Genomic DNA, 22,597 nt, shown 5'->3' with positions numbered 1-22,597 from the left:
GTGGCAGGCGCATGTCCATCGGGCGGGTATAGCACAATGGTAGTGCAGCAGCCTTCCAAGCTGAATACGCGGGTTCGATTCCCGCTACCCGCTCCACCGGACAAAGCATGACAGCAGACCTCGCCCCGCTCGCACTCTATGTGCATTGGCCGTTCTGCGTGTCCAAATGCCCCTATTGCGACTTCAACAGCCATGTCCGCGAAAGCGTCGACCAGGCGCGGTGGCGCGATGCGCTGTTGGCGGACCTCGCCCATGAGGCGGCGATGCTGCCGGGGCGGCGGCTGGGCTCGATCTTCTTCGGCGGCGGCACGCCCTCGCTGATGCCGCCCGAGACGGTCGCTGCGATCATCGACGCGGCCGCGAGCGTTTGGCGCTTCGAAGACGGCATCGAGATCACGCTGGAGGCCAACCCCTCCTCGGTAGAGGCGGCACGCTTCGCAGACATCGCCAGGGCTGGTGTAAATCGCGTATCGCTTGGACTGCAGGCGCTCGATGACGAGGCGCTGGTCTTCCTTGGCCGCGCGCACGGCGTCGACGAAGGCCTGGCGGCGCTGGCCACCGCGCAGGCCGCATTCGAACGGGTAAGCTTCGACCTGATCTATGCCCGGCCGGGCCAGTCGCTGGACGCTTGGGAAGCCGAGCTGCGCCGCGCGATCGGATTCGGGACCGAGCATCTCTCGCTCTACCAGCTGACCATCGAGCCGGGCACGCGCTTCGCGACGCTGGCGGCGAAGGGCCAGCTGACCATCCCCGATGCCGATATGGGCGCGGATTTGTTCGAGATGACCCGCGCGATCACTGCCGCGGCGGGGCTGCCGGCCTATGAGATTTCCAACCACGCCCGCCCGGGTGCGGAGAGCCGGCACAACCTCACCTATTGGCGCTATCGCGACTATGCGGGTGTCGGGCCGGGCGCGCATGGCCGGCGCGGGGGCCTCGCAACGCTGCGCCACAAGAAGCCCGAGAACTGGCTGGCGGCGCTGGACCGCAACGGGCACGGGATGGAGTGCGAGGACCACCTCGATCCCGCCGACCGCGCGATCGAGGCGCTGCTGATGGGGCTGCGGATCGGCGAGGGTATCGACCTTGATCGCATTGCTCTGCTGGCGGAGGGCGCGCCGCCGATCGATGCAAGGGCGCTCGACCGGATCGTCCGGCAAGGGCTGGCCGAGCGTGACGGCACACGGCTGCGGGTTACCGAGACGGGCATGCCGGTGCTGGAGGCCATCCTGCGCGAGATCGTCGCCTGAACCGCAATGTCGTCATCCCGGCTTTCGCCGGGATGACGACATTGGACGTTCAGGCCTTCTACTGCGCGCTCGCCGGTGCAGCCGACACCGTCACGATCGACCCGTCCCGCACTTCCTGCACTTCCAGCGCGCGCGCGGCGATGCCGTCGCGGCCGAAGCGGAAGGCGCCGTCGACACCGCCGAAATCATGGTCGACCAGCATCGAGACGGGGAAGTCGGTATTGTTCTTCCAATCGCGCGCGATCCGCACCGTCAGCAGCACCGCATCATAGCCGAGCGCCGAGAGGCGGTAGGGCGCCGCGCCGAAGCGGGTGCGATACTTCACCGCATATTGCCGATACACGCCGTCGGGCACACTGGCGAACCAGGAGCCGTTGAGCACCGGGCGGCTGGCGATCGCCGAATCGGTGTTCCACAATTCGGTGCCGAGCACCCGCGCCGACTTGCCCGCGCCCGACCGGCGGATCACCGGCACCGCAACCGTCGCCGAGCCGGCACTGCCCGCGATCAGGATCGCCTGATAGGGCACGCCTGCAAGCCTGGCGATCGCACCGTTCATCGATCCCGGCCGCGCATCGTAATTCTGCATCGAGAGCACCTTACCGCCGGCGCCTTCCACTGCGCGCAGGAACGCGGTCGAGCTGCGCTGGCCATAGACGCCCGAGGGGATCAGCCCGGCGAACTGGGTAATACCGTTGCCCTTGGCATAATCCACCACGCGCTCGATCGATTGGGTGGGTGAATAGCCGAGCAGATAAACGCCGTTGCCGGCGGCGCTGGCATCATTGGAAAAGCTCAGCACCGGCACCCGCGCCTTGCGCGCGATCGGCGCGACCGCGCGAGCATCCTCGCCGAGCAGTGGGCCGAGGATCACCTTGTTGCCCTCGGACACCGCGCGCTCGGCAGCGGCGATCGCGCCGCCGGGGCCGGCGGTGTCGTAGCTGGTGATGCGAATCGCATCGGTGTTGGTGTCGAGGATCGCCAGCTGCGTCGCATTCTGCAGCGAGCGGCCGAGTCCGGCATTGGTGCCCGTCAGCGGCACCAGCAGCGCCACGCGGTGGCGCGCGACATCCTGTGGCAATCCCTGCTGGATCGGCGTGCTCGGGCGCTCGGCCGGGCGCTCGGCCGGTGCGGGCGGCGCGGTCGGCGGACCGCCGCGCGGCGCGACGCAGGCGCTCGCCAGAAGAGCCAGACCGGTCACGGCCAAACGAAGGGACGCGATGCGTCCCGGTTGCGATTTGCCGCTGCCCTCTGCCATGACACTCCCCGATGGAAAACACGCTTGCGCCCGGCCTCTATATCGTCGCCACCCCGATCGGCAATCTCGGTGACCTGTCGCCGCGCGCCAGCAACATACTCTCGCAAGCCGATGTGGTTGCAGTGGAAGACAGTCGGGTGACCGCCGGACTGCTCCGCCACATCGGGGTGAAGCGGCCGATGCAGCCCTATCACGACCATAATGCCGATGCCGTCCGCCCCGGGCTGATCGCGCGGATGGGGAGCGAGGCGGTTGCGTTGGTATCGGATGCGGGCACGCCGCTGATCTCCGACCCCGGCTACAAGCTGGTCCGCGACGCCCGCGCGGCTGGCCACACCGTGGTGACGATCCCCGGCCCCTGCGCCGCGATCGCCGCGCTGACGCTGGCGGGGCTGCCAACCGACCGCTTCTTCTTCCTCGGCTTCCTGCCGAGCAAGGCGCATGCGCGAGCAGAGGCGATCGCGGAGGTCGCGGCCATCAAGGCGACGCTGGTGCTGTATGAATCGGGCCCGCGCCTTTCCGCCTGCCTGTCGGCACTGGCTGAGGGGCTGGGCGACCGCGAGGCGGGGGTGGCGCGCGAGATCACCAAGAAGTTCGAGGAATGTGTGACCGGCACCCTCTCTACCCTCGCCGCCCGCTATGCCGAGGCGCCGCCCAAGGGCGAGATCGTGATCATCGTCGGCCCGCCGGGCGAGGCACCGCCCGCCACGCTCGAGGATGGCGAAGCGGCACTGGTGGAGGCCCTCACCCGCCTCCCCGCCTCCAAGGCGGCGGGGGAGGTCGCCAAGAAGCTGGGGCTGGATCGCAAGGCGCTCTACGCCCGGGCGATGGAATTGAAGGGGTGAGGGACCGCCGCGCCGCCGAGCTGCGTGGTCGCGACGGCGAGCGCCGCGCCGCCTGGTGGCTGTGGCTGCGCGGCTGGCGGATCCTCGACCAGCGGGTGCGCACGCCCGCGGGCGAAGTCGACATCGTGGCACGGCGTGGCAGCCTCGTCGCCTTCGTCGAGGTGAAGACCCGCAAGACCGCGGCCGACCTCGATTTCGCCATCGACGAACGCCGCCTCGCCCGCGTCGCCGCCGCGGCGGAACTGCTGATGCCGCGCTATGCCGGTCCCGGCGACGATATCCGCGTCGACGTGATCCTCATTGCCCCGCGCACGCTGCCTCGCCATATCGAGAACGCCTGGATCGGGTGACCTAGCCCGGCAAGACACCCAAGGAGGCCGCATGCTTACCGTCGCCGTGCAGATGGACCCGCTCGATTCGATCAACATCGCAGGCGATTCGACCTTCGCGCTGATGCTCTCCGCCCAGGCGCGCGGGCACAAGCTGTTCCACTACGCCCCCGAGGACCTCAACTACAGCGCGGGCCGCGTGTGGACCAAGGCGCATCCGGTGACGGTGCAGCGCGTCGAAGGCAATCATTTCAGCTTCGGCGATCCGGTAAAGCTCGATCTCGGCGACGAGGCCGATGTGGTGCTGATGCGCCAGGACCCGCCCTTCGATCTCGGCTACATCACCGCCACCCACCTGCTCGAGCGCATCGCCGACAAGACCCTGGTGGTCAACGACCCCGCCCAGGTCCGCAACGCGCCGGAAAAAGTGTGGGTGCTCGATTTCGCCCAGTTCATGCCACCGACGCTCGTCACCCGCTCGGTCGACGAGGCCAAGGCGTTCCTCGCCGAGCATGGCGAGATCGTCGTCAAGCCGCTGCACGGCAATGGCGGCAAGGCGATCTTCAAGATCGGCCGCGACGGCGCCAACCTCTCCTCGCTGATCGAGGTGTTCAACACCGCCTATCGCGAGCCGCACATGGTGCAGGCCTTCCTCCCCGATATCGCCAAGGGCGACAAGCGTATCGTGCTGGTCGACGGCGAAGTGGCCGGCGCAATCAACCGGCTGCCCGGCGAGGGCGAGATCCGCTCCAACCTCGCGGTCGGCGGATCGGCGGCGAAGACCGAGCTGACCGACAAGGAGAAGGAAATCTGCGCCGTGCTCGGGCCCGAACTCAAGAAGCGCGGGCTCCTTTTCGTGGGCATCGACGTTATCGGCGGACAATGGCTGACCGAAATCAACGTCACTTCGCCCACGGGCATCGTCGCGATCGACCGGTTCAACGGCACCGACACGGCGGGCATGATCTGGGATGCGATCGAGGCCCGGATGGCCGCGCGCGCCTGATCGGGGCCTGACGCGATGGGTGTGATCCTCGGCTGGGGCTATTGGGGCATCTTCCTGCTGATGGTGCTGGAGAACGTGATTCCTCCGGTCCCGTCCGAGGCGATCATGGGGATGGCCGGCATCGGCGCGGCGCGTGGGCATTTCGACCCCGTGCTGCTGGTGCTGGTCGGCACGCTCGGCACCGTGCTCGGCAATCTCTTCTGGTGGGAGATCGGGCGGCGGCTTGGCTATGAGCGGCTCCAGCCCTTCGTCGCGCGCTGGGGCCGCTGGCTCACGGTCGAGTGGCACGATGTCGAGCGGTTCAAGGGCTATTTCGACCGCTGGGGCGGCCCGACGATCTTCGTCTTCCGCTTCATGCCGTTCGGCCGCACGATCATCTCGCTGCCCGCCGGGCTGATGCACATGCCCTTCTGGAAATTCTGCCTTTATACCGCCGCCGGCAGCGCGCTGTGGAACGCCGCGCTGGTCGGCGTCGGCTACGGCCTGGGTGCCGCGATCGCGGAGATCGACCGGTTCATCACCCCCGCGATCGTCATCGGCGTAGTGGCGATGCTGATCTTCTATGTGTGGCGGGTGCTGACCTGGAAGCCGCGCGCAGCCTGACAGCCCCTAACCGTCGATCACGTGCGGCACGAACCGCGCCGTGTTGCCGGTGATCAGCCCGTCCTCGCGGATGCCCATGCCGACCGGCACGCCGTCCACCACCCAGGACCCGATCACCGGATAGCCGGCGCCGAAATCCCGCAAGGGCTGGAAGCGCTGGTAGATCCAGCCCTGCTCGACATAGTCGCCGTCGCTCTCCGCGACGACCCTGTCGCCCCAGCGGATCGAGACATTGGCCCCTTCGCGCCCGAACAATGGCTTGGCGACCTGATCGCCGCCGATCGGCCGCGTGCCCGCCTCCAGCAGATTGGGATGGCCGGGAAACAGCTCCCACAGGATCGGCAGGATCGCCTTGTTGCTCCACAAGGTCTTCCAGATCGGCTCGATCCAGCGCGTTCTGCCCAGGCTCTCGACCAGCATCGGCGCGAATTGCTCGGCGAGCAGCCATTCCCAGGGGTAGAGGTGGAAGACCGTCTTGATCGGTCGATCGCCGCCATCGACGAAGCGGCGCGCGGCATGGCTCCAGCCGATCGCTGCCATCTCCACCGGCAGCGTCGCGAGCCCTGCCGCCTCGGCCGTGTCGCGCAGATAGGCGAGGGTGACGCTGTCCTCGCCCGCGGCATCGGCCATGTGGGCGAAGTGGACCGACCCTTCCCCGAGCAGCGGTGCGATCGCGCGCCATTGGGCAACCAGCGCCTCGTGGAGGCCGTTATATTGGTCGAGCACAGGAAACACCGCTTCCTTCCAGTCCCACTGGATCACCGCCGCCTCGAGCAGGCTGGTGGGCGTATCGCAGTTGAACTCGAACAGCTTGGGCGGCCCGTCACCGCAATAGCCGAGGTCGAAGCGGCCGAAATTGAGCGCCGGCGGCTCGGCCTCCCAGGCTGCCGCCACTGCGTCCCAGGCAGGGCGCGGGATGCCGAGCTCGCCCAGCCGACCCTCGGCGATCACATGCTCGCCCGCCGCCAGATACAGCCGGTACAATTCCGCGCTCGCCGATTCGATCTCGGCAATCTCGGCGGCGGTGAAGACGTAGCAGGCACTCTCGTCCCAATAGGGCTTGCCGTCGAGGCTGTGCCAGACGAGCCCAAGCGCCTCCACCCGCGCCTGCCAGTCGGCGCGCGGCGCCACCGTCGTGCGGCGCATCAGCCGCCCTTGCTGCCGAAGAACCCGCCGATCCTGCCGAACCCGCCGCGCGTCACCGACTCTGCGCCGCCATAGCGTACGCCGCTGGCAGGCTGGAAGGATCCGCCGCGCGCAGCCTCGCCCACCGCAGGCACCGTCGAGCCCTTGCCGGCATAGTAGAAATGCCCGCCACCATGACCGCCGCTACCGCGGTTGCAGTTGGCATCGGCGATGCGGCGCCCTGCCGCATCGGTGCAATAGCGCACCGGCTGGCTGGCCACGTTGCTGCCGCCGCATCCTGCCGCGAGCAACGCCATGGAGGTCGCCGCGGTAATCCGCAGCACGCTGAAATCGGGTGGTCTACGCATCATGCCCCCAATACTCGCGGTGCATTTCCCCATGCACCGCAACCAGCGGGCTTTTTACCGAGGCTTCCACCCGCTGTCTCGGAAAACCGCAAGCCCGCGGCAATCCGCGGAAAACGCGCCTTATTGCTCCTGCGAACGAGTTGCAAAGATATTCCTGCCCCCATACCGAATCCCGGGTTGCAGCCTCGCTATTATAGGCCTATCCCGCCCTCGCTTTCGCGGCGCATGTTCACGCGACCGCTTTGCTTGGAACCAACCAAGGAGATTCCATGGCCCGCAAGAAGATCGCGCTGATCGGCTCCGGCATGATTGGCGGTACGCTCGCGCACCTCGCCGCCATCAAGGAACTGGGCGACATCGTCCTTTTCGACATCGCTGAAGGCACCCCGCAGGGCAAGGCGCTCGACATCGCGCAGTCCGGTCCGGTCGAAGGCTTCGACGCCAACCTCAAGGGCGCGAACAGCTACGAGGATATTGCGGGCGCCGACGTCTGCATCGTGACCGCCGGCATCCCGCGCAAGCCGGGCATGAGCCGCGACGACCTGCTCAAGACCAACCTCGGCGTGATGAAGGCCGTGGGCGAAGGCATCGCCGCACACGCGCCCGACGCGTTCGTGATCTGCATCACCAACCCGCTCGACGCGATGGTGTGGGCGCTTCGTGAATTCTCGGGCCTGCCGCACCAGAAGGTCGTCGGCATGGCCGGCGTGCTCGATTCGGCACGCTTCCGTCACTTCCTCGCCGAAGAGTTCAACGTCTCGGTCGAGGACGTCACCGCCTTCGTGCTCGGCGGCCACGGCGACACCATGGTCCCGGTGATCGAATATTCGACCGTCGCCGGCATTCCGGTGCCCGACCTGATCAAGATGGGCTGGTCCACCCAGGAGCGTATCGACGCCATCGTCGCCCGCACCCGTTCGGGCGGCGGCGAGATCGTCGCGCTGCTCAAGACCGGCTCGGCCTTCTACGCTCCGGCGACCAGCGCGATCGCGATGGCCGAGAGCTATCTGAAGGACAAGAAGCGCCTGCTTCCCTGCGCCGCGCACCTCACCGGCCAGTACGGCGTCGACAACATGTATGTCGGCGTGCCGATCGTGATCGGCAAGGACGGCGTCGAGCGCATCGTCGAGATCGAACTGAACGCCACGGCGAAGCAGAATTTCGACGTCTCGGTCGACGCGGTCAAGGAACTGGTCGCGGCATGCAAGTCGATCGACTCCTCGCTCGCCTGATCCTTCCCGCGCTCGTCGCGGTGCCGGGCGTCGCTTCCGCACAGGAAGCGATCGCCACGGCACCGACCGAGCCGGTGGCGCTGTTCCGTGCGGTATGCATGGGCGGCAGCGCCCGGTTGACTCGCGGCATGGCCGAACCGGCGACCTATGCGACGCTGCCGCTGCCCGCGCAGCGCGCGATCGGCATCGGCGCCGCTTCGACCGACAATGCCGCCGATGCGCTGAAGGCGCCCGCCCCCGAACCGGCCAGGGTGCCCAACAGCATCTACCGCATCGCCGGCGGCAACACCTATCTGTTCGTCCCCAAGGCCGGCTCCGGCACGGGCACCCTCGCCGAATCCTGCATGGTCCTGTGGATCGGCGGCGGCGACGATTATCTCGCGGCCCGCAAGATCGTGTTGCCGAGCGAGGAAAAGGTGCCGCTCTATGCGCGCCCCGAATCCAAGCCCGACCGCGCGACCTTCACGGCCGCTTCGTTCGGAACGACGCAATATTCGCTCGCCACGTTCGGCGGCTGGATTGCGCTGCGCTCCTTTACCCCTCCTCCCAGCGACCCGGAAAAGGCGAACTGAATGAGCATCCTCGTCGACAAGAACACCAAGGTCATCGTCCAGGGGATGACCGGTGCCACCGGCACGTTCCACACCGAGCAGGCGCTTGCCTATGGCACGCAGATGGTCGGCGGCGTCACCCCCGGCAAGGGCGGTAGCACGCATATCGGCCTGCCCGTGTACGACACGGTCGCCGAAGCCAAGGACAAGACCGGCGCCGACGCCAGCGTGATCTACGTGCCGCCCCCCTTCGCGGCGGATTCGATCCTCGAAGCGATCGACGCCGAGATCCCGCTGATCGTCGCGATCACCGAAGGCATTCCGGTGCTGGACATGGTCAAGGTGAAGCGAGCGCTTTCCGGCTCCAAGTCGCGCCTGATCGGCCCGAACTGCCCGGGCGTACTGACGCCGGGCGAGTGCAAGATCGGCATCATGCCGGGCTCGATCTTCTCCAAGGGCTCGGTGGGCGTCGTGTCGCGCTCGGGCACCCTCACCTATGAGGCGGTGTTCCAGACCACCAATGCAGGCCTGGGCCAGACCACGGCCGTCGGCATCGGCGGTGACCCGGTCAACGGCACCAACTTCATCGACGTGCTCGAGCTGTTCCTCGCGGACGAAGCCACCCAGTCGATCATCATGATCGGGGAAATCGGCGGCTCGGCGGAAGAAGAAGCCGCGCAGTTCCTGATCGACGAGGCCAAGCGTGGCCGCAAGAAGCCGATGGCCGGCTTCATCGCGGGCCGCACCGCACCTCCGGGCCGCCGCATGGGCCATGCCGGTGCGATCGTCTCGGGCGGCCAGGGCGGCGCCGAGGACAAGATCGCGGCGATGGAAGCCGCCGGCATCCGCGTCTCCCCCAGCCCCTCGCTGCTCGGCGAGACGCTGCTGGAAGCGCTGAAGGGCTAAACTGCAACGGTAGCGCTCCTATATAGGTGGGTATGGGAGCGCTAACACGAACGGAAGCATGATCATGGGCTATGAAGGCCTCGACTTCGACGACATCGCCGGCGGTGTGAGCCCCGGCTTCGTCGAGACCCTGTACCGGCGCTACAAGAGCGATCCGGCCTCTGTCGAACCGAGCTGGCGTGCCTGGTTCGAGGGTCTCGAATCCACGGCCTCTGGCCCCAGCTGGCAGCGCGCCAACTGGCCGCTGACCGAAACCGACGCGCTCACGGCCGGGCTCGACCCCACCCAGATGGAGCCCGCGCCCAAGCCCGCCAAGGGCGGCGCGCCCGCCAAGCCGGCCGCCCCCGCCGCCTCGACGGCGGACGTCACCAAGGCCGCGGAAGATTCGATCCGCGCGATGATGCTGATCCGCACCTATCGGGTGCGCGGCCATCTCGCCGCCAATCTCGATCCGCTGGGCCTCGCCCGCCAGAACCTGCCCGCCGATCTGACGCCGGAATATCACGGCTTCTCGGGCGCCGATCTCGATCGCCCGATCTATCTCGGCGGTGCGCTCGGCCTGCAGCACGCAACGGTGCGCGAGATCGTCGCGATCCTCCAGGCCAATTACTGCGGTAATGTCGGCCTCGAGTACATGCACATCGCGGACGTGGAGGAGCGCCGCTTCCTCCAGGACCGGATGGAAGGCAAGGACAAGGAGATCAACTTCACGCCGGACGGCAAGAAGGCGATCCTGTCCAAGGTGATCGAAGCCGAGCAGTGGGAAAAATTCCTCGGCAAGAAATATGTCGGCACCAAGCGGTTCGGCCTCGACGGCGGCGAATCGATGATCCCGGCGATGGAAGCAATCATCAAGTATGGCGGCCAGCAGGGCGTCCGCGAGATCGTGTACGGCATGGCCCATCGCGGCCGCCTGAACATGCTCGCCAACGTCATGGAAAAGCCGTTCCGGGTGATCTTCCATGAGTTCGGCGGCGGTTCGGCCAACCCGGACGACGTCGCCGGTTCGGGCGACGTGAAGTACCACCTCGGCACCTCCACCGATCGCCAGTTCGACGGCATCAGCGTCCACATGTCGCTGGTCGCCAACCCGTCGCACCTCGAGGCGGCCGATCCGGTCGTGCTCGGCAAGGCGCGCGCGCTGCAGACGATCCGCGGCGATCTGGAAAAGCACGAGCAGGTCTTGCCGGTGCTGATCCATGGTGACGCGGCGTTCGCCGGCCAGGGCATCGTGTGGGAGACGCTCGGCTTCTCCGGCATCCGCGGCTACAATACCGGCGGCTGCATCCACTTCGTCATCAACAACCAGGTCGGCTTCACGACGAGCCCGCAGTTCGCGCGCTCCTCGCCCTATCCGTCGGATGTCGCCAAGGGCGTCCAGGCGCCGATCCTGCACGTCAACGGCGACGATCCCGAAGCCGTGACCTTCGCCTGCAAGGTGGCGATCGAGTTCCGCCAGGAATTCCACCGCGACATCGTGATCGACATGTGGTGCTATCGCCGCTTCGGCCACAATGAAGGCGATGAGCCCGGCTTCACCCAGCCGCTGATGTACCAGAAGATCCGCCAGCACCCCGGTGTGAGCAGCATCTATGGCCAGAAGCTGATCGCCGAGGGCGTGGTCGACCAGGGCTTCATCGACGAGAAGACCCACCAGTTCACCACGCTGCTCGAAGGCGAGTTCGAAGCGGGCAAGACCTATCTGCCGAACAAGGCGGACTGGTTCGCCGGCCGCTGGTCGGGTCTGGGCGCGCCGTCGGACGGCGAGGGCTCGCGCCGCAACGTCGAGACCGGCATCGAGAAGAAGCTGTTCGACAGCCTCGGCCGCACCCTGACCACGGTCCCCGAGGATCTCGAGATCCACAAGACCCTCGGCCGCGTGCTCGATGCCAAGCGCGAGATGTTCAAGTCGGGCACCAATTTCGATTGGGCGACCGGCGAGGCGCTGGCGTTCGGCTCGCTGCTCTCGGAAGGCTATGCGGTGCGTCTGTCCGGCCAGGATTCGGGCCGCGGCACCTTCTCGCAGCGCCATGCCGTCTGGGTCGACCAGAAGACCGAGGCCAAGTACGTGCCGCTCACCACGGTGCCGCACGGCAGCTTCGAAGTGCTCGACTCTCCGCTCAGCGAATATGGCGTGCTCGGCTTCGAGTACGGCTATGCGCTGGCGGATCCGAAGGCACTGGTGCTGTGGGAAGCGCAGTTCGGCGATTTCGTGAACGGCGCGCAGATCATGATCGACCAGTTCATCGCGTCGGGCGAGTCCAAGTGGCTCCGCGCCAACGGCCTGGTGATGCTGCTGCCGCACGGCTATGAAGGCCAGGGCCCCGAGCACAGCTCGGCGCGTCCGGAGCGCTTCCTCCAGCTCTGCGCGCAGGACAACATGCAGGTGGTGAACATCACCACGCCGGCCAACTATTTCCACCTGCTGCGCCGGCAGATGCACCGCAACTTCCGCAAGCCGCTGATCCAGATGACGCCCAAGTCGCTGCTCCGCCACAAGATGGCGGTGTCGAGCGCCGAGGAGTTCCTGGGCGACAGCCACTTCAAGCGCATCCTGTCGGATCCGAGCGCACCGGCGGATACCGAGGTGAAGCGCCTCGTGCTCTGCACCGGCAAGGTCGCCTACGACCTGATCGAGGCGCGCGATGCGGCGGGCGACCAGAACACCGCGATCGTCCGGCTCGAGCAGCTCTACCCGTTCCCGGGCGAGCCGCTGACCGAGCGGCTGAAGCGCATGCCCAACCTCGAAGAGGTGGTGTGGGCCCAGGAAGAGCCGAAGAACAACGGCTACTGGTTCTTCGTCGAGCCGCTGATCGAGGAATGCCTCATCGACGCCGGCACCCGCGTCCAGCGTCCGCGCTATGCGGGCCGCTCGGCAGCGGCATCGCCCGCCACCGGCCTGATGAAGCGCCACACCGCAGAGCAGGGCGCGCTCGTTGCCGACGCGCTCGGCCATAATGTCCGCGATGAAATCCGCCGCACCCGGAAAGGTTGAGAATGGCCACCGAAGTCAAAGTCCCCGTACTGGGCGAATCGATCACCGAAGCTACCGTCGGTGAATGGCTGAAGAATCCGGGCGATCCCGTCCGCGCCGACGAGCCGATCGCCAGCCTCGAGACCGACAAGGTCTCGGTCGAAGTCCCCTCGCCGGTCGCCGGCGTGATGGGCGAGCAGATCGTCAAGGTCGGCGATACCGTCGAAGTGGGCGCGGTGATCGCGATCATCGCGGGTGAAGGTGCTTCGGCCGCTTCGGCTGCTGCCCCCGCCGCTGCTGCGCCGGCCGCGACGCCAGCTCCGGCGCCTGCCGCTGCCCCGGCCCCGTCGGCCGATGCCGCCGCGCTGTCGCCGTCGGTGCGCCGTGCGGTGCTCGAAACCGGTGTCGATCCCTCGACCGTGCAGGGCACCGGCAAGGACGGCCGCCTGACCAAGGACGACGTGATCGCCGCCGCCAGCAGCAAGCCTGCCGCGCCGGCCGCCGCTGCGCCCGCCCCCACCGCTGCTCCGGCAGCGACCGGCGGTCGCAAGGAAGAGCGCGTGCGGATGACCCGCCTGCGCCAGACGGTCGCCAAGCGCCTCAAGGAAGCGCAGAACACCGCCGCCATGCTCACCACGTTCAACGACGTGGACATGACCGCGGTGATCGAGGCGCGCGCCAAGTACAAGGACCTGTTCGAGAAGAAGCACGGCGTCCGCCTGGGCTTCATGGGCTTCTTCGTGAAGGCCGCGTGCATGGCGCTGAAGGACATCCCCGGCGTCAACGGCTCGATCGAGGGCGACGAGATCGTCTATCACGATTATTGCGACGTCTCGGTCGCGGTCTCGGCCCCGCAGGGCCTGGTCGTTCCGGTGATCCGCGATGCGCAGGACCTGTCGGTCGCGGGCATCGAGCGCACGATCGGCGATTTCGGCAAGCGCGCCAAAGACGGCACGCTGAAGATGGACGAGATGAAGGGCGGTACCTTCACCATCTCCAACGGCGGCGTCTTCGGCTCGCTGATGTCGACCCCGATCATCAACCCGCCGCAGTCGGCCGTGCTCGGCCTGCACCGCATCGAGGACCGCCCGGTCGTTCGTAACGGCCAGGTCGTCGTCCGCCCGATGATGTACTTGGCGCTCAGCTACGATCACCGCCTGGTCGACGGCCGCGAGGCAGTGACCTTCCTCGTCGCGATCAAGAACGCGATCGAGGATCCGACCCGTCTGCTGATCGACCTGTAATTCCCTTGCGCTCCCGCCCCAAAGCGGGGGCGCAAAACCCTTTAGGGGCTATTCCCCTGCGCTCCCGCCAAGGCCGGAGCACGCGTGGAGCGAACAATGGCTGAATATGATTTCGACGTCCTGATCATCGGTTCCGGCCCCGGCGGCTATGTCGCGGCGATCCGCGCGGCGCAGCTGGGCCTCAAGACCGGCTGCGTCGAGAGCCGCGAGACGCTGGGCGGCACCTGCCTCAACGTCGGCTGCATCCCCTCCAAGACGCTGCTGAACGCGTCCGAGCTGTTCTACGAGGCCGCCTCGGGCGCGCTCGCCAAGCACGGCGTCAAGCTCGGCTCGGTCGAACTCGACCTGCCGACGATGATGGCCGACAAGGACAAGGCCGTGAAGGGCCTGACCGGCGGCATCGAATTCTTGTTCAAGAAGAACAAGATCGAATGGGTGAAGGGCCGCGGCACCTTTATCGACGCGCACACCGTGCAGGTGGGCGAGCGCACCGTCACCGCCAAGAACATCGTGATCGCCACCGGCTCGTCGGTCACCCCGCTGCCGGGCGTGACGGTCGACCAGAAGGTCGTCGTCGACTCCACCGGCGCGATCGCGCTGGAGAAGGTGCCGGCGAACATGGTCGTGATCGGCGGCGGCGTGATCGGGCTCGAGCTCGGCTCGGTCTGGCAGCGCCTCGGTGCCAAGGTGACGGTGGTCGAGTATCTCGACCAGCTGCTCCCCGGCATGGACGGTGAGGTGCGGAAGGAAGCTTCCAAGATCTTCAAGAAGCAGGGCATGGAGATCAAGCTCTCCACCAAGGTGACCGGCGTTGCCGTCAACGGCGACAAGGCTACGGTCACGATCGAGCCCGCCGCCGGTGGTGCCGCGGAGACGATCGAAGCCGATGCCGTGCTCGTCGCGATCGGCCGTCGTCCCAACACCGATGGCCTCGGCCTCGACAAGATCGGCCTGACGACCAACCAGCGCGGCCAGATCGAGACCGACCACAGCTTCCGCACCGCCGTCGACGGCGTTTGGGCGATCGGCGACGTGATCCCGGGCCCGATGCTCGCGCACAAGGCCGAGGACGAAGGCATCGCGGTCGCCGAGAACATCGCGGGCCTCACCGGCATCGTGAACCATGCGGTGATCCCGAGTGTCGTCTACACCCACCCCGAAATCGCCGGCGTCGGCCTCACCGAGGAGCAGGCGCGCGAAAAGGGCGAAGTGAAGGTCGGCAAGTTCCCGATGGCGGGCAACAGCCGCGCCAAGGCGATCGACGACACCACCGGGTGGGTGAAGGTGATCGCCGACGCCAAGACCGACAAGGTGCTCGGCGCCTGGATCATCACGCCGCCGGCCGGCACGATGATCGCCCAGGTCGCGCAGGCGATGGAGTTCGGTGCGACGTCAGAAGACATCGCCTATACCTGCCACGCCCACCCGACGCATTCCGAAGCGATCAAGGAAGCGGCGATGGGCGTGCTTGGCAAGCCGATCCACATCTGATCCGATTCACCTTTGGACTGAAGCAAGCGCCGCCGGCATCCCCGGCGGCGTTTTGCTGTTCGGAGCCCCAAAACCACGCTAACGGCTCGCCATGCAAGCATCCCTCGGCACCCATGACGCGATCATCCTCGGCGCCGGCGCGGCGGGGATGTTTTGCGCCGCCATGGCAGGTCAGCGCGGACGCAACGTCCTGCTGCTCGATCATGCCGAGGCGCCGGGGAAGAAGATCCTGATCTCGGGCGGCGGGCGATGCAATTTCACCAATCTCGGCACAGCGCCCGATCGCTACCTCTCCGCCAACCCGCATTTCGCCAAGTCGGCGCTCGGCCGCTACACCGCGCAGGATTTCCTCGCGCTGGTCGAACGGCACGGCATCGCTTGGCACGAGAAGACGCTGGGCCAGCTCTTCTGCGACGGCTCTGCGCAGCAGATCGTCGACATGCTGCTCGGCGAATGCGCGATGGGCGGCGTGACGATCGAGCTCGGCGCAGGCGTCACCGCGGTCGACCATGCCGATGGCCGCTTCCGCGTGACGACGAGCAAGGGCGCCGCCGAGGCCCCTGCCCTCGTCATCGCCACCGGCGGTCCCGCCATTCCCAAGCTTGGTGCAACCGGCTTCGCCTATGACCTCGCCCGCCGCTTCGGCCTCAAGGTCGTCGAGCCGCGTCCTGCCCTTGTCCCACTCACCCTCGGCCCCGATCAGGCGCTGTTTCGCGACCTTTCCGGCGTCGCCACCCCCGTCGCCGCGCATGCCGGCAAGGCAGCCTTCCACGAGGCGGCACTCTTCACCCATCGCGGCCTTTCCGGGCCGGCGATCCTGCAGGTCTCCTCCTATTGGAAGCATGGCGAATCGATCGCGATCGATTTCCTGCCCAAGCAGTCAATCGGCTGGCTGCGTGACGCAAAGCGCGCCGAACCCCGGCTCGGGCTCCGCAACCTGCTCAACCGCCAGCTTCCCGAACGACTCGCCACGACGCTAGCCGAACGCATCGCCCTGCCCAGCGAACTCGGCAATTGCCGCGACGCGCTGCTGGACGCAGCAGAGGCGCAACTGGCACGTTGGCCCTTCACGCCGAACGGCACCGAAGGATTCGCCAAGGCCGAAGTGACGGTTGGCGGCATCAGCACCGCCGACCTGTCTTCCCGGACGATGGAAGCGCGCAAAGTGCCCGGCCTGTACGCGATCGGCGAGGCGGTGGACGTCACCGGCTGGCTGGGCGGCTACAACTTTCAATGGGCGTGGGCGAGCGGTTGGGCCGCAGCACAGGCACTGTAGACCGCCTGTTGCGCAAACAGCACGTCACCCCGCGTAAAGTTGCGTAACGAGACCTTTTCAATTGCATAAGTTGTGGGTCTTCGGCCAGAAATCTTTACGAGATCCGCTATCATGCTGGTCCGGGGGGACATTTCAGGTCGGCAATGAAAGTTCGGTGCGTATTGGCAGCCACGATACTGGCCTGCCCGGTGACCGCACAGGCGCAACAGCAGCCTGATCCCGCCGTCGACTCCCGGGCTGCTTCGCCTGCCAGCGGCGTGCTGATCTACGGTCCGGAATTCTTCGCCAATACCGCGCTGCCGACAGCACTGGACATGGTGCAGCGCCTGCCTGGCTTCACGCTCGACGTCGGCAATGGCGATGCGCGCGGGATCGCCGGCAATACCGGCAACGTCCTCATCGACGGCAAGCCGCCCGCTTCCAAGACCGACGGGCTGGGCGAAATCCTGCGCCGAATCAGCGCGGGCAGCGTCGCGCGGATCGAGCTGATCCGCGGCGGCGCGCCGGGGATCGATATGCAGGGCCGCGCGGTGATCGCCAATGTCGTGCTCAAGCGCACTGCCTCTACCGAGACGCTGATCAACTTCCAGAGCTACATTTACGACGACGGCTATGTCGGTCCCGACGTGACGCTGCAATATGCCCGCCGTGACGGCGACCGTCGCGACGAGGTGTCGCTGGAGGTGATCAGCGATCGCACCAGCGGCACCGCGCAGGGCTATCGCGTCCGCCGCGACGCTGCGGGCAATCTGCTCGTTCGCCAGTCGCTGGACCTATGGGACCGAGACCGCACCGCAACGCTGCGCTCGACGATCCAGCGCGCCGCCGGGGGCGGGCTGCTGACCGTCAACGGCCGGTTCGACTATCTCGATTACCCGACCAGCTTCATCGCGACGACGGTGGAAGGAACGGGGGACAACAGCCGCGCCACCGACATCACCCACCAATGGAAGGGCGAGCTGGGCGCCAACTGGACGCGACCGCTCGGCCAGAAGAGCGAAATAGAGGTGATCGGGCTGCAGCGGCTGGGGCATATCGGCTACGATTCGGACACGCTGATCGGCACCTTCGCTTCCACCTTCGGCCAGCAGTCGCGTACCGGGGAATCGGTTCTGCGCACAATCCTGCGGCACAAGACGAATGCCAAGCTGTCGTTCGAGGGCGGCGGCGAAATCGCCTATAATTTCCTCGACAACCGCACGACCTATACCGAGCAGGGCGCACCCGTGGCGCTGCCCGACGAGAAAGTGTTCGTCAGCGAGGTACGCGGCGAGCTGTTCGGGTTGGCGCGCTGGCAGCCGTCCGCGCCGGTAACGCTGGAGGCCGGGTTGCGTGCCGAAATGTCGCGGATCCGCGCCGATGGCGACAGCCAGCGCAGCCGGTCCTTCTTCTACCCCAAGCCGCGGCTGCAGCTGACCCTGCGGCCCACGGCGCGTGACCAAATCCGGCTGCGCGCGGAGCAGAGCGTAAGTCAGCTCGACTTCACCAATTTCGTCGCGGCGACGGAGATCAACCTGGGCACGGTGCGCGCCGGCAATGGCGATCTGCAGCCCGAACAAACGCTGACGCTGGAAGCGGTGATCGAGCATCGATTCTGGAGCAAGGGCGCGCTGGAACTCGGCGCCAAGCACGAAGCGACGCGCCACGTGATCGATTATATTCCGCTCGAGGGCGGCTTCGACGCGATCGGCAATATCGGCACCGGCACCCGCGACACGCTCTCGAGCGCGCTGACGCTGCCGTTCGACAAGCTGGGCATCAGGAATGCGCGCTTTCGCGGCAATGCCGAGCTGGTGCGCAGCCACGTCAGCGATCCGCTGACCGGCGAACGGCGGCGATTCACCAACGAGGTCCCGTTTACCTGTTCGGGCAGCTTCAGCCAGGATCTGTTCGGCGGCCGCTTCACCTATGGCGTCTATGGCAGCTGCGGCCAGCCCGGGGCGAATCTGTATCGCATCCGCGAGTTCCGGACGACCGAGATCCAGCCGACCTTCGAGATCTACGGCATCTGGAAGCCGAGCAAACGGCTCGCCATCCGGCTCGACGCGGGCAACCTTACCGACCCCGCGCGGATCTACGACCGCGACGTGTACACCGGCGAGCGCAACGCCGCGCCGCTGGCCTATCGCGAGCGGCGCGTCCAGCGTCGCGGCCAGTATCTCTACGTGCAGATCCGCCGGACGCTGTGACGCGCCCGGCGACGTGGATCAGTCCAGATTGGGCCGCAGATAGCGGGTCGCCAATTCCTCGCTGATCCCCCGGCGGACCGCGTAATCCTTGAGCTGGTCCGGCCCGACGCGCGCCACGCCGAAATATTCGGCCTGCGGATGGCCGAAATAAAAGCCCGACACCGCCGCCGTCGGCAGCATCGCGAAGCTCTCGGTCAGGCTGATGCCAGTGCGCTTGTGCGCATCGAGAAGGTCGAACAGGATCGGCTTGAGGCTGTGCTCGGGGCAGGCCGGATAGCCGGGCGCCGGGCGGATGCCGCGATATTGTTCGCGGACCAGCGCGTCATTGTCGAGCTGCTCGCCTTCGGCATAGCCCCAGAGCGCGGTGCGGACGAACTTGTGGAGCCGCTCGGCAAAGGCTTCGGCGAGACGATCGGCGAGCGCCTTGAGCAGGATGTCCGAATAATCGTCAATCGCTGCCTTGAAGCGGGCGAGGTGCGGCTCGATGCCGTGGATCGAGACCGCGAAGCCGCCGATCCAGTCGCCGTCATGATCGATGAAGTCGGCCAGGCACATGTTCGCGCGGCCCTCGCGCTTGGCGATCTGCTGGCGGAGGAACGGCAGGCGGACATGTTCGCGCTCCAGATGCACGATCACGTCGTCGCCCTCGCGGCGGCACGGCCACAGCCCTGCGACGCCGCGCGCGGTGAGCCAGCGCTCCGCAATGATCTTGTCGAGCATCTTCTGCGCATCGGCGAACAGCGAGGTCGCGCTTTCGCCGACCACTTCGTCCTGCAGGATCGTCGGGTAATTGCCGGCCAGCTCCCAGGCGCGGAAGAAGGGCGTCCAGTCGATATAGTCGCGCAGGTCCTTGAGGTCCCAGTCGTCGAACGCATGAACACCCGGCATGCGCGGCTTGCCCGGCTTGAGGGACATGTCCGCCTCAAAGGCATTGGCGCGCGCGTCCTCCAGGGGCAGCAGCTCGCTCTGGCCCTTGCCCGCGCGGGTGACGCGGACATGCTCATATTCGTCGGCGATCTTGGTCACATAGGGATCGCGCTGGGTGTCGGAGACGAGCGCGGTCGCCACGCCTACTGCGCGGCTCGCGTCGAGCACGTGCACCACTGGGCCGGTATAGGCCGGGTCGATGCGCAGCGCGGTGTGGACGCGGCTGGTGGTCGCGCCGCCGATCAGCAGCGGCATCGTCATGCCCGCGCGCTGCATTTCCTCGGCGACGGTCACCATCTCGTCGAGGCTCGGCGTGATCAGGCCCGACAGGCCGATCATGTCGGCATCATTGTCGATCGACGCTTGGAGGATGTTCGACCAGGGCACCATCACGCCCAGATCGACCACCTCGAAGCCGTTGCACTGGAGCACCACGCCGACGATATTCTTGCCGATGTCGTGCACGTCGCCCTTCACTGTGGCGAGCACGATCTTGCCCTTGCCCTTGGCCCCGGGCTCCTTCATCGCCTCGATATACGGCAGCAGATGCGCGACCGCCTTCTTCATCACGCGCGCGGACTTGACCACCTGCGGCAGGAACATCTTGCCCGAGCCGAACAGGTCGCCGACGACGTTCATGCCGTCCATCAGCGGGCCTTCGATCACTTCGATCGGGCGGGCGAAGGCGAGGCGGCACTCCTCGGTATCCTCGACGACATACATGTCGATGCCCTTGACCAGCGCATGCTCGAGCCGCTTGGTCACCGGCCAGCTGCGCCACTCCGCCGCCTGCTTCTCCGCTACCGCATCGGTGCCGCGATACTTTTCGGCAAGCGCCACCAGCCGGTCGCCGGCTTCGGGGTCGCGGTTGAGGATGACGTCCTCGCAGGCCTGGCGCAGCTCGGGATCGATCGCGTCATACACGTCGAGCTGGCCGGCGTTGACGATCGCCATGTCCATGCCCGCGGGGATCGCGTAATAGAGGAACACGCTGTGCATCGCCTTGCGCACCGGCTCGTTGCCGCGGAAGCTGAACGACAGGTTCGACAGGCCGCCCGAGATATGGACGTGCGGGCAGCGCGCCTTGATCTCGCGGCACGCCTCGATGAAGTCGACGCCGTAGTTGTTGTGCTCCTCGATTCCCGTCGCCACCGCGAACACGTTGGGATCGAAGATGATGTCCTCGGGCGGGAAGCCGATGCCGGTGAGCAGCTTGTAGGCACGCTCGCAGATCTCGACCTTGCGCGCTTGCGTGTCCGCCTGGCCGACCTCGTCGAACGCCATGACCACCACCGCGGCGCCGTACGCCATGCACTTGCGGGCATGGGTCAGGAACGCTTCCTCGCCTTCCTTCATGCTGATCGAATTGACGATCGGCTTGCCCGAGACGCACTTGAGCCCCGCCTCGATCACCTCCCATTTGGAGCTGTCGACCATCACCGGCACCCGGGCGATGTCCGGCTCGGCGGCGATGAGCTTGAGATAGGTGGTCATCGCCTCGACGGCGTCGAGCAGGCCCTCGTCCATGTTGACGTCGATCACCTGCGCGCCGTTCTCGACCTGCTGGCGCGCGACTTCGACCGCGGCGGTATAGTCGCCGGCCATCACCAGCTTCTTGAAGCGGGCCGATCCGGTGACGTTGGTACGCTCGCCGACATTGACGAAGTTGGTGGAGGAAGGCGTGGTCATGATCTGGGTTCTTCTTAGATCCTCCCCGGCACGGGGAGGGGGACTATGCGAAGCATGGTGGAGGGGGGTTGCCGCAGGGGACTCGCTCGCGGAGCGCCCCCTCCACCACGCGGCTGCGCCGCGCGGTCCCCCTCCCCGTTCCGGGGAGAATTTAGTCGGTCACGCCGCCATGGTGAACGGTTCGAGGCCGGCAAGCCGCGTGCGCACTTCCGGCGTCGGGATGGCGCGCGGGCTCAGCCCCTGCACCGCCTTGGCGATCGCGCCGATATGCGCGGGCGTCGAACCGCAGCAGCCGCCCAGGATGTTCACCTGCCCCGCATCCGCCCATTCCTTGACAAGGCCCGCCGTCGTGACCGGCATCTCGTCATAGGCGCCGAGCTCATTGGGGAGGCCGGCGTTCGGGTAGACCATGATCAGCGTGTCGCACAGCGCCGACAGCGTCTTCACATGCGGACGCAGCTGCTCGGCGCCGAACGAGCAGTTGAGCCCGATCGTCACCGGCTTGGCATGGCGCACCGCGTGCCAGAACGCCTCGACCGTGTGACCCGAGAGGTTGCGGCCGGACAGGTCGGTGAGCGTCATCGACAGCATGATCGGCAGGTCGCGGCCCAGCGCCTCGCCCGCCTCGATCGCCGCCATGATGCCGGCCTTGGCATTGAGCGTGTCGAACACGGTCTCGATCAGCACGAAATCGATGCCGCCTTCGACCAGTGCGTCGATCTGCTCGCGGTACACGTCCTTGAGGTAATCGAAGTCGATCTCGCGATAGCCGGGATCGTTGACGTCCGGGCTGAGCGACAGCGTTTTGTTGGTCGGGCCGAGCGCGCCGGCGACGAAGCGCGGGCGGCCGTCCTTGGCTTCATACTCGTCGGCGATGCTGCGGGCGAGCTTGGCGCTCTCGATGTTGATCTCGCGCACCAGATGCTCGGCGCCGTAATCGGCCTGGCTGATCCGATTGGCGGAGAAGGTGTTGGTCTCGGCGATGTCGGCGCCGGCCTCGAAATAGGCGCGGTGGATCGAGCCGGGCACCTCGGGCTTGGTCAGCGCGAGGATGTCGTTGTTGCCCTTCTGGTCGTGCGAAAGACCAAGGGTGCCGGCATAGGCGGCCTCGTCGAGCTTCCAGTTCTGGATCTCGGTGCCGAATGCGCCGTCGGTGATCAGAATGCGCTTGGCGGCTTCGGCCAGCAGTTTCTCGCGTGCAGTCATGTCAAATTCCTCACGTAAGCCCCTCCCCTTCAGGGGAGGGGTTTGGGGTGGGGCCGGGTCTCACCGAGACCAACCAGCGTTCTGGCATCCCTCCACCCCCACCCCCTCCTCCCAGGAGGAGGGGCTTA

18 protein-coding genes and 1 tRNA gene are annotated in these 22,597 nt (G+C 66.8%); 14 read left to right on the top strand and 5 right to left on the bottom strand.

Translation table 11 applies throughout. The annotated features are described in order from the left end of the window. Positions 1-22 precede the first annotated feature (22 nt). A tRNA-Gly gene (locus RT655_RS16875) sits at positions 23-96 on the top strand. 11 nt (positions 97-107) lie between these two features. After that, a complete protein-coding gene (gene hemW, locus RT655_RS16870) occupies positions 108-1,250 on the top strand; it encodes a radical SAM family heme chaperone HemW (protein WP_313538920.1) in 1,143 nt (380 codons plus the stop codon). Between the two features lie 58 nt (positions 1,251-1,308). Here hemW and RT655_RS16865 read toward each other — a convergent pair whose 3' ends face one another. Continuing rightward, complete coding sequence (locus RT655_RS16865) at positions 1,309-2,508, bottom strand: penicillin-binding protein activator (protein WP_313538918.1); 1,200 nt, start codon at positions 2,506-2,508, stop codon at positions 1,309-1,311. A gap of 11 nt (positions 2,509-2,519) precedes the next feature. Between RT655_RS16865 and rsmI the strand changes: the two genes are divergently transcribed. Genes rsmI through RT655_RS16845 form a run of 4 tightly spaced genes read left to right on the top strand, consistent with a single transcriptional unit; the run spans position 2,520 to position 5,291 of the window. Further along, entirely contained in the window at positions 2,520-3,353 is an 834-nt protein-coding gene (gene rsmI / locus RT655_RS16860) for a 16S rRNA (cytidine(1402)-2'-O)-methyltransferase (RefSeq protein ID WP_313538916.1), read from the top strand. Next, positions 3,350-3,703, top strand: coding sequence for a YraN family protein (locus tag RT655_RS16855; RefSeq protein ID WP_313538914.1), 354 nt, complete (start codon positions 3,350-3,352; stop codon positions 3,701-3,703). Before rsmI ends, RT655_RS16855 begins: the two co-directional genes overlap by 4 nt. 31 nt (positions 3,704-3,734) lie before the next feature. Continuing rightward, on the top strand, positions 3,735-4,688 hold the full coding sequence (gene gshB / locus RT655_RS16850) for a glutathione synthase (RefSeq protein WP_313538912.1): 954 nt from the start codon (positions 3,735-3,737) through the stop codon (positions 4,686-4,688). A 15-nt stretch (positions 4,689-4,703) separates the two neighbouring features. Continuing rightward, entirely contained in the window at positions 4,704-5,291 is a 588-nt protein-coding gene (locus RT655_RS16845; RefSeq protein ID WP_141988355.1) for a DedA family protein, read from the top strand. Between the two features lie 6 nt (positions 5,292-5,297). Here the strand turns inward: RT655_RS16845 and RT655_RS16840 are convergent, their stop codons facing one another. After that, positions 5,298-6,437, bottom strand: coding sequence for a glutathionylspermidine synthase family protein (locus RT655_RS16840; protein WP_313538909.1), 1,140 nt, complete (start codon positions 6,435-6,437; stop codon positions 5,298-5,300). Further along, a complete protein-coding gene (locus RT655_RS16835; RefSeq protein WP_313538908.1) occupies positions 6,437-6,784 on the bottom strand; it encodes a hypothetical protein in 348 nt (115 codons plus the stop codon). Before RT655_RS16835 ends, RT655_RS16840 begins: the two co-directional genes overlap by 1 nt. Before the next feature lie 269 nt (positions 6,785-7,053). Here RT655_RS16835 and mdh point away from each other — a divergent pair, with 269 nt between their 5' ends. The 8 genes from mdh to RT655_RS16795 all read left to right on the top strand — a co-directional run bounded on the left by mdh (position 7,054) and on the right by RT655_RS16795 (position 18,647). After that, positions 7,054-8,016 carry a malate dehydrogenase gene (gene mdh, locus RT655_RS16830; protein WP_313538906.1) on the top strand — a complete coding sequence of 321 codons (963 nt, stop codon included), beginning with the start codon at positions 7,054-7,056 and terminating at the stop codon, positions 8,014-8,016. Further along, positions 7,986-8,588: a hypothetical protein gene (locus tag RT655_RS16825; protein ID WP_313538905.1), complete on the top strand. Its 603-nt coding sequence runs from the start codon at positions 7,986-7,988 to the stop codon at positions 8,586-8,588. The genes mdh and RT655_RS16825 overlap by 31 nt, the downstream gene beginning before the upstream one ends. Beyond that, entirely contained in the window at positions 8,589-9,473 is an 885-nt protein-coding gene (sucD, locus tag RT655_RS16820; protein WP_064310390.1) for a succinate--CoA ligase subunit alpha, read from the top strand. A gap of 64 nt (positions 9,474-9,537) precedes the next feature. Further along, a complete protein-coding gene (locus tag RT655_RS16815; RefSeq protein ID WP_313539140.1) occupies positions 9,538-12,468 on the top strand; it encodes a 2-oxoglutarate dehydrogenase E1 component in 2,931 nt (976 codons plus the stop codon). A 2-nt stretch (positions 12,469-12,470) separates the two neighbouring features. Continuing rightward, positions 12,471-13,691, top strand: a complete 1,221-nt coding sequence (odhB, locus tag RT655_RS16810) for a 2-oxoglutarate dehydrogenase complex dihydrolipoyllysine-residue succinyltransferase (protein ID WP_313538902.1) — start codon at positions 12,471-12,473, stop codon at positions 13,689-13,691. A 96-nt stretch (positions 13,692-13,787) separates the two neighbouring features. Next, on the top strand, positions 13,788-15,182 hold the full coding sequence (gene lpdA / locus RT655_RS16805) for a dihydrolipoyl dehydrogenase (protein ID WP_313538900.1): 1,395 nt from the start codon (positions 13,788-13,790) through the stop codon (positions 15,180-15,182). A 91-nt stretch (positions 15,183-15,273) separates the two neighbouring features. Beyond that, positions 15,274-16,458 (top strand): NAD(P)/FAD-dependent oxidoreductase, encoded by a 1,185-nt coding sequence (locus tag RT655_RS16800; protein WP_313538898.1) that lies wholly within the window; start codon positions 15,274-15,276, stop codon positions 16,456-16,458. A 143-nt stretch (positions 16,459-16,601) separates the two neighbouring features. Further along, the gene (locus RT655_RS16795) at positions 16,602-18,647 is read left to right on the top strand and encodes a TonB-dependent receptor domain-containing protein (protein ID WP_313538896.1); all 2,046 of its coding nucleotides are present in this window, start codon (positions 16,602-16,604) and stop codon (positions 18,645-18,647) included. Positions 18,648-18,665: 18 nt separating this feature from the next. Here the strand turns inward: RT655_RS16795 and metH are convergent, their stop codons facing one another. After that, positions 18,666-21,263: a methionine synthase gene (gene metH, locus RT655_RS16790; protein ID WP_313538894.1), complete on the bottom strand. Its 2,598-nt coding sequence runs from the start codon at positions 21,261-21,263 to the stop codon at positions 18,666-18,668. A gap of 159 nt (positions 21,264-21,422) precedes the next feature. Beyond that, positions 21,423-22,469: a homocysteine S-methyltransferase family protein gene (locus RT655_RS16785; RefSeq protein WP_313538892.1), complete on the bottom strand. Its 1,047-nt coding sequence runs from the start codon at positions 22,467-22,469 to the stop codon at positions 21,423-21,425. Positions 22,470-22,597 lie beyond the last annotated feature (128 nt).

It is taken from the genome of Sphingomonas sp., assembly GCF_032114135.1.
Classification (GTDB): Bacteria; Pseudomonadota; Alphaproteobacteria; order Sphingomonadales; family Sphingomonadaceae; genus Sphingomonas.
This window is presented reverse-complemented; position numbering and strand designations above follow the sequence as displayed.

Coding starts and splice junctions, on each gene's coding strand:
- hemW (WP_313538920.1), top strand. CDS start 108: ATGACAGCAGACCTCGCCCCGCTCGCACTCTATGTGCATTGGCCGTTC.
- RT655_RS16865 (WP_313538918.1), bottom strand. CDS start 2,508: ATGGCAGAGGGCAGCGGCAAATCGCAACCGGGACGCATCGCGTCCCTT.
- rsmI (WP_313538916.1), top strand. CDS start 2,520: ATGGAAAACACGCTTGCGCCCGGCCTCTATATCGTCGCCACCCCGATC.
- gshB (WP_313538912.1), top strand. CDS start 3,735: ATGCTTACCGTCGCCGTGCAGATGGACCCGCTCGATTCGATCAACATC.
- RT655_RS16845 (WP_141988355.1), top strand. CDS start 4,704: ATGGGTGTGATCCTCGGCTGGGGCTATTGGGGCATCTTCCTGCTGATG.
- RT655_RS16840 (WP_313538909.1), bottom strand. CDS start 6,437: ATGCGCCGCACGACGGTGGCGCCGCGCGCCGACTGGCAGGCGCGGGTG.
- RT655_RS16835 (WP_313538908.1), bottom strand. CDS start 6,784: ATGCGTAGACCACCCGATTTCAGCGTGCTGCGGATTACCGCGGCGACC.
- mdh (WP_313538906.1), top strand. CDS start 7,054: ATGGCCCGCAAGAAGATCGCGCTGATCGGCTCCGGCATGATTGGCGGT.
- RT655_RS16825 (WP_313538905.1), top strand. CDS start 7,986: ATGCAAGTCGATCGACTCCTCGCTCGCCTGATCCTTCCCGCGCTCGTC.
- sucD (WP_064310390.1), top strand. CDS start 8,589: ATGAGCATCCTCGTCGACAAGAACACCAAGGTCATCGTCCAGGGGATG.
- RT655_RS16815 (WP_313539140.1), top strand. CDS start 9,538: ATGGGCTATGAAGGCCTCGACTTCGACGACATCGCCGGCGGTGTGAGC.
- odhB (WP_313538902.1), top strand. CDS start 12,471: ATGGCCACCGAAGTCAAAGTCCCCGTACTGGGCGAATCGATCACCGAA.
- lpdA (WP_313538900.1), top strand. CDS start 13,788: ATGGCTGAATATGATTTCGACGTCCTGATCATCGGTTCCGGCCCCGGC.
- RT655_RS16800 (WP_313538898.1), top strand. CDS start 15,274: ATGCAAGCATCCCTCGGCACCCATGACGCGATCATCCTCGGCGCCGGC.
- RT655_RS16795 (WP_313538896.1), top strand. CDS start 16,602: ATGAAAGTTCGGTGCGTATTGGCAGCCACGATACTGGCCTGCCCGGTG.
- metH (WP_313538894.1), bottom strand. CDS start 21,263: ATGACCACGCCTTCCTCCACCAACTTCGTCAATGTCGGCGAGCGTACC.
- RT655_RS16785 (WP_313538892.1), bottom strand. CDS start 22,469: ATGACTGCACGCGAGAAACTGCTGGCCGAAGCCGCCAAGCGCATTCTG.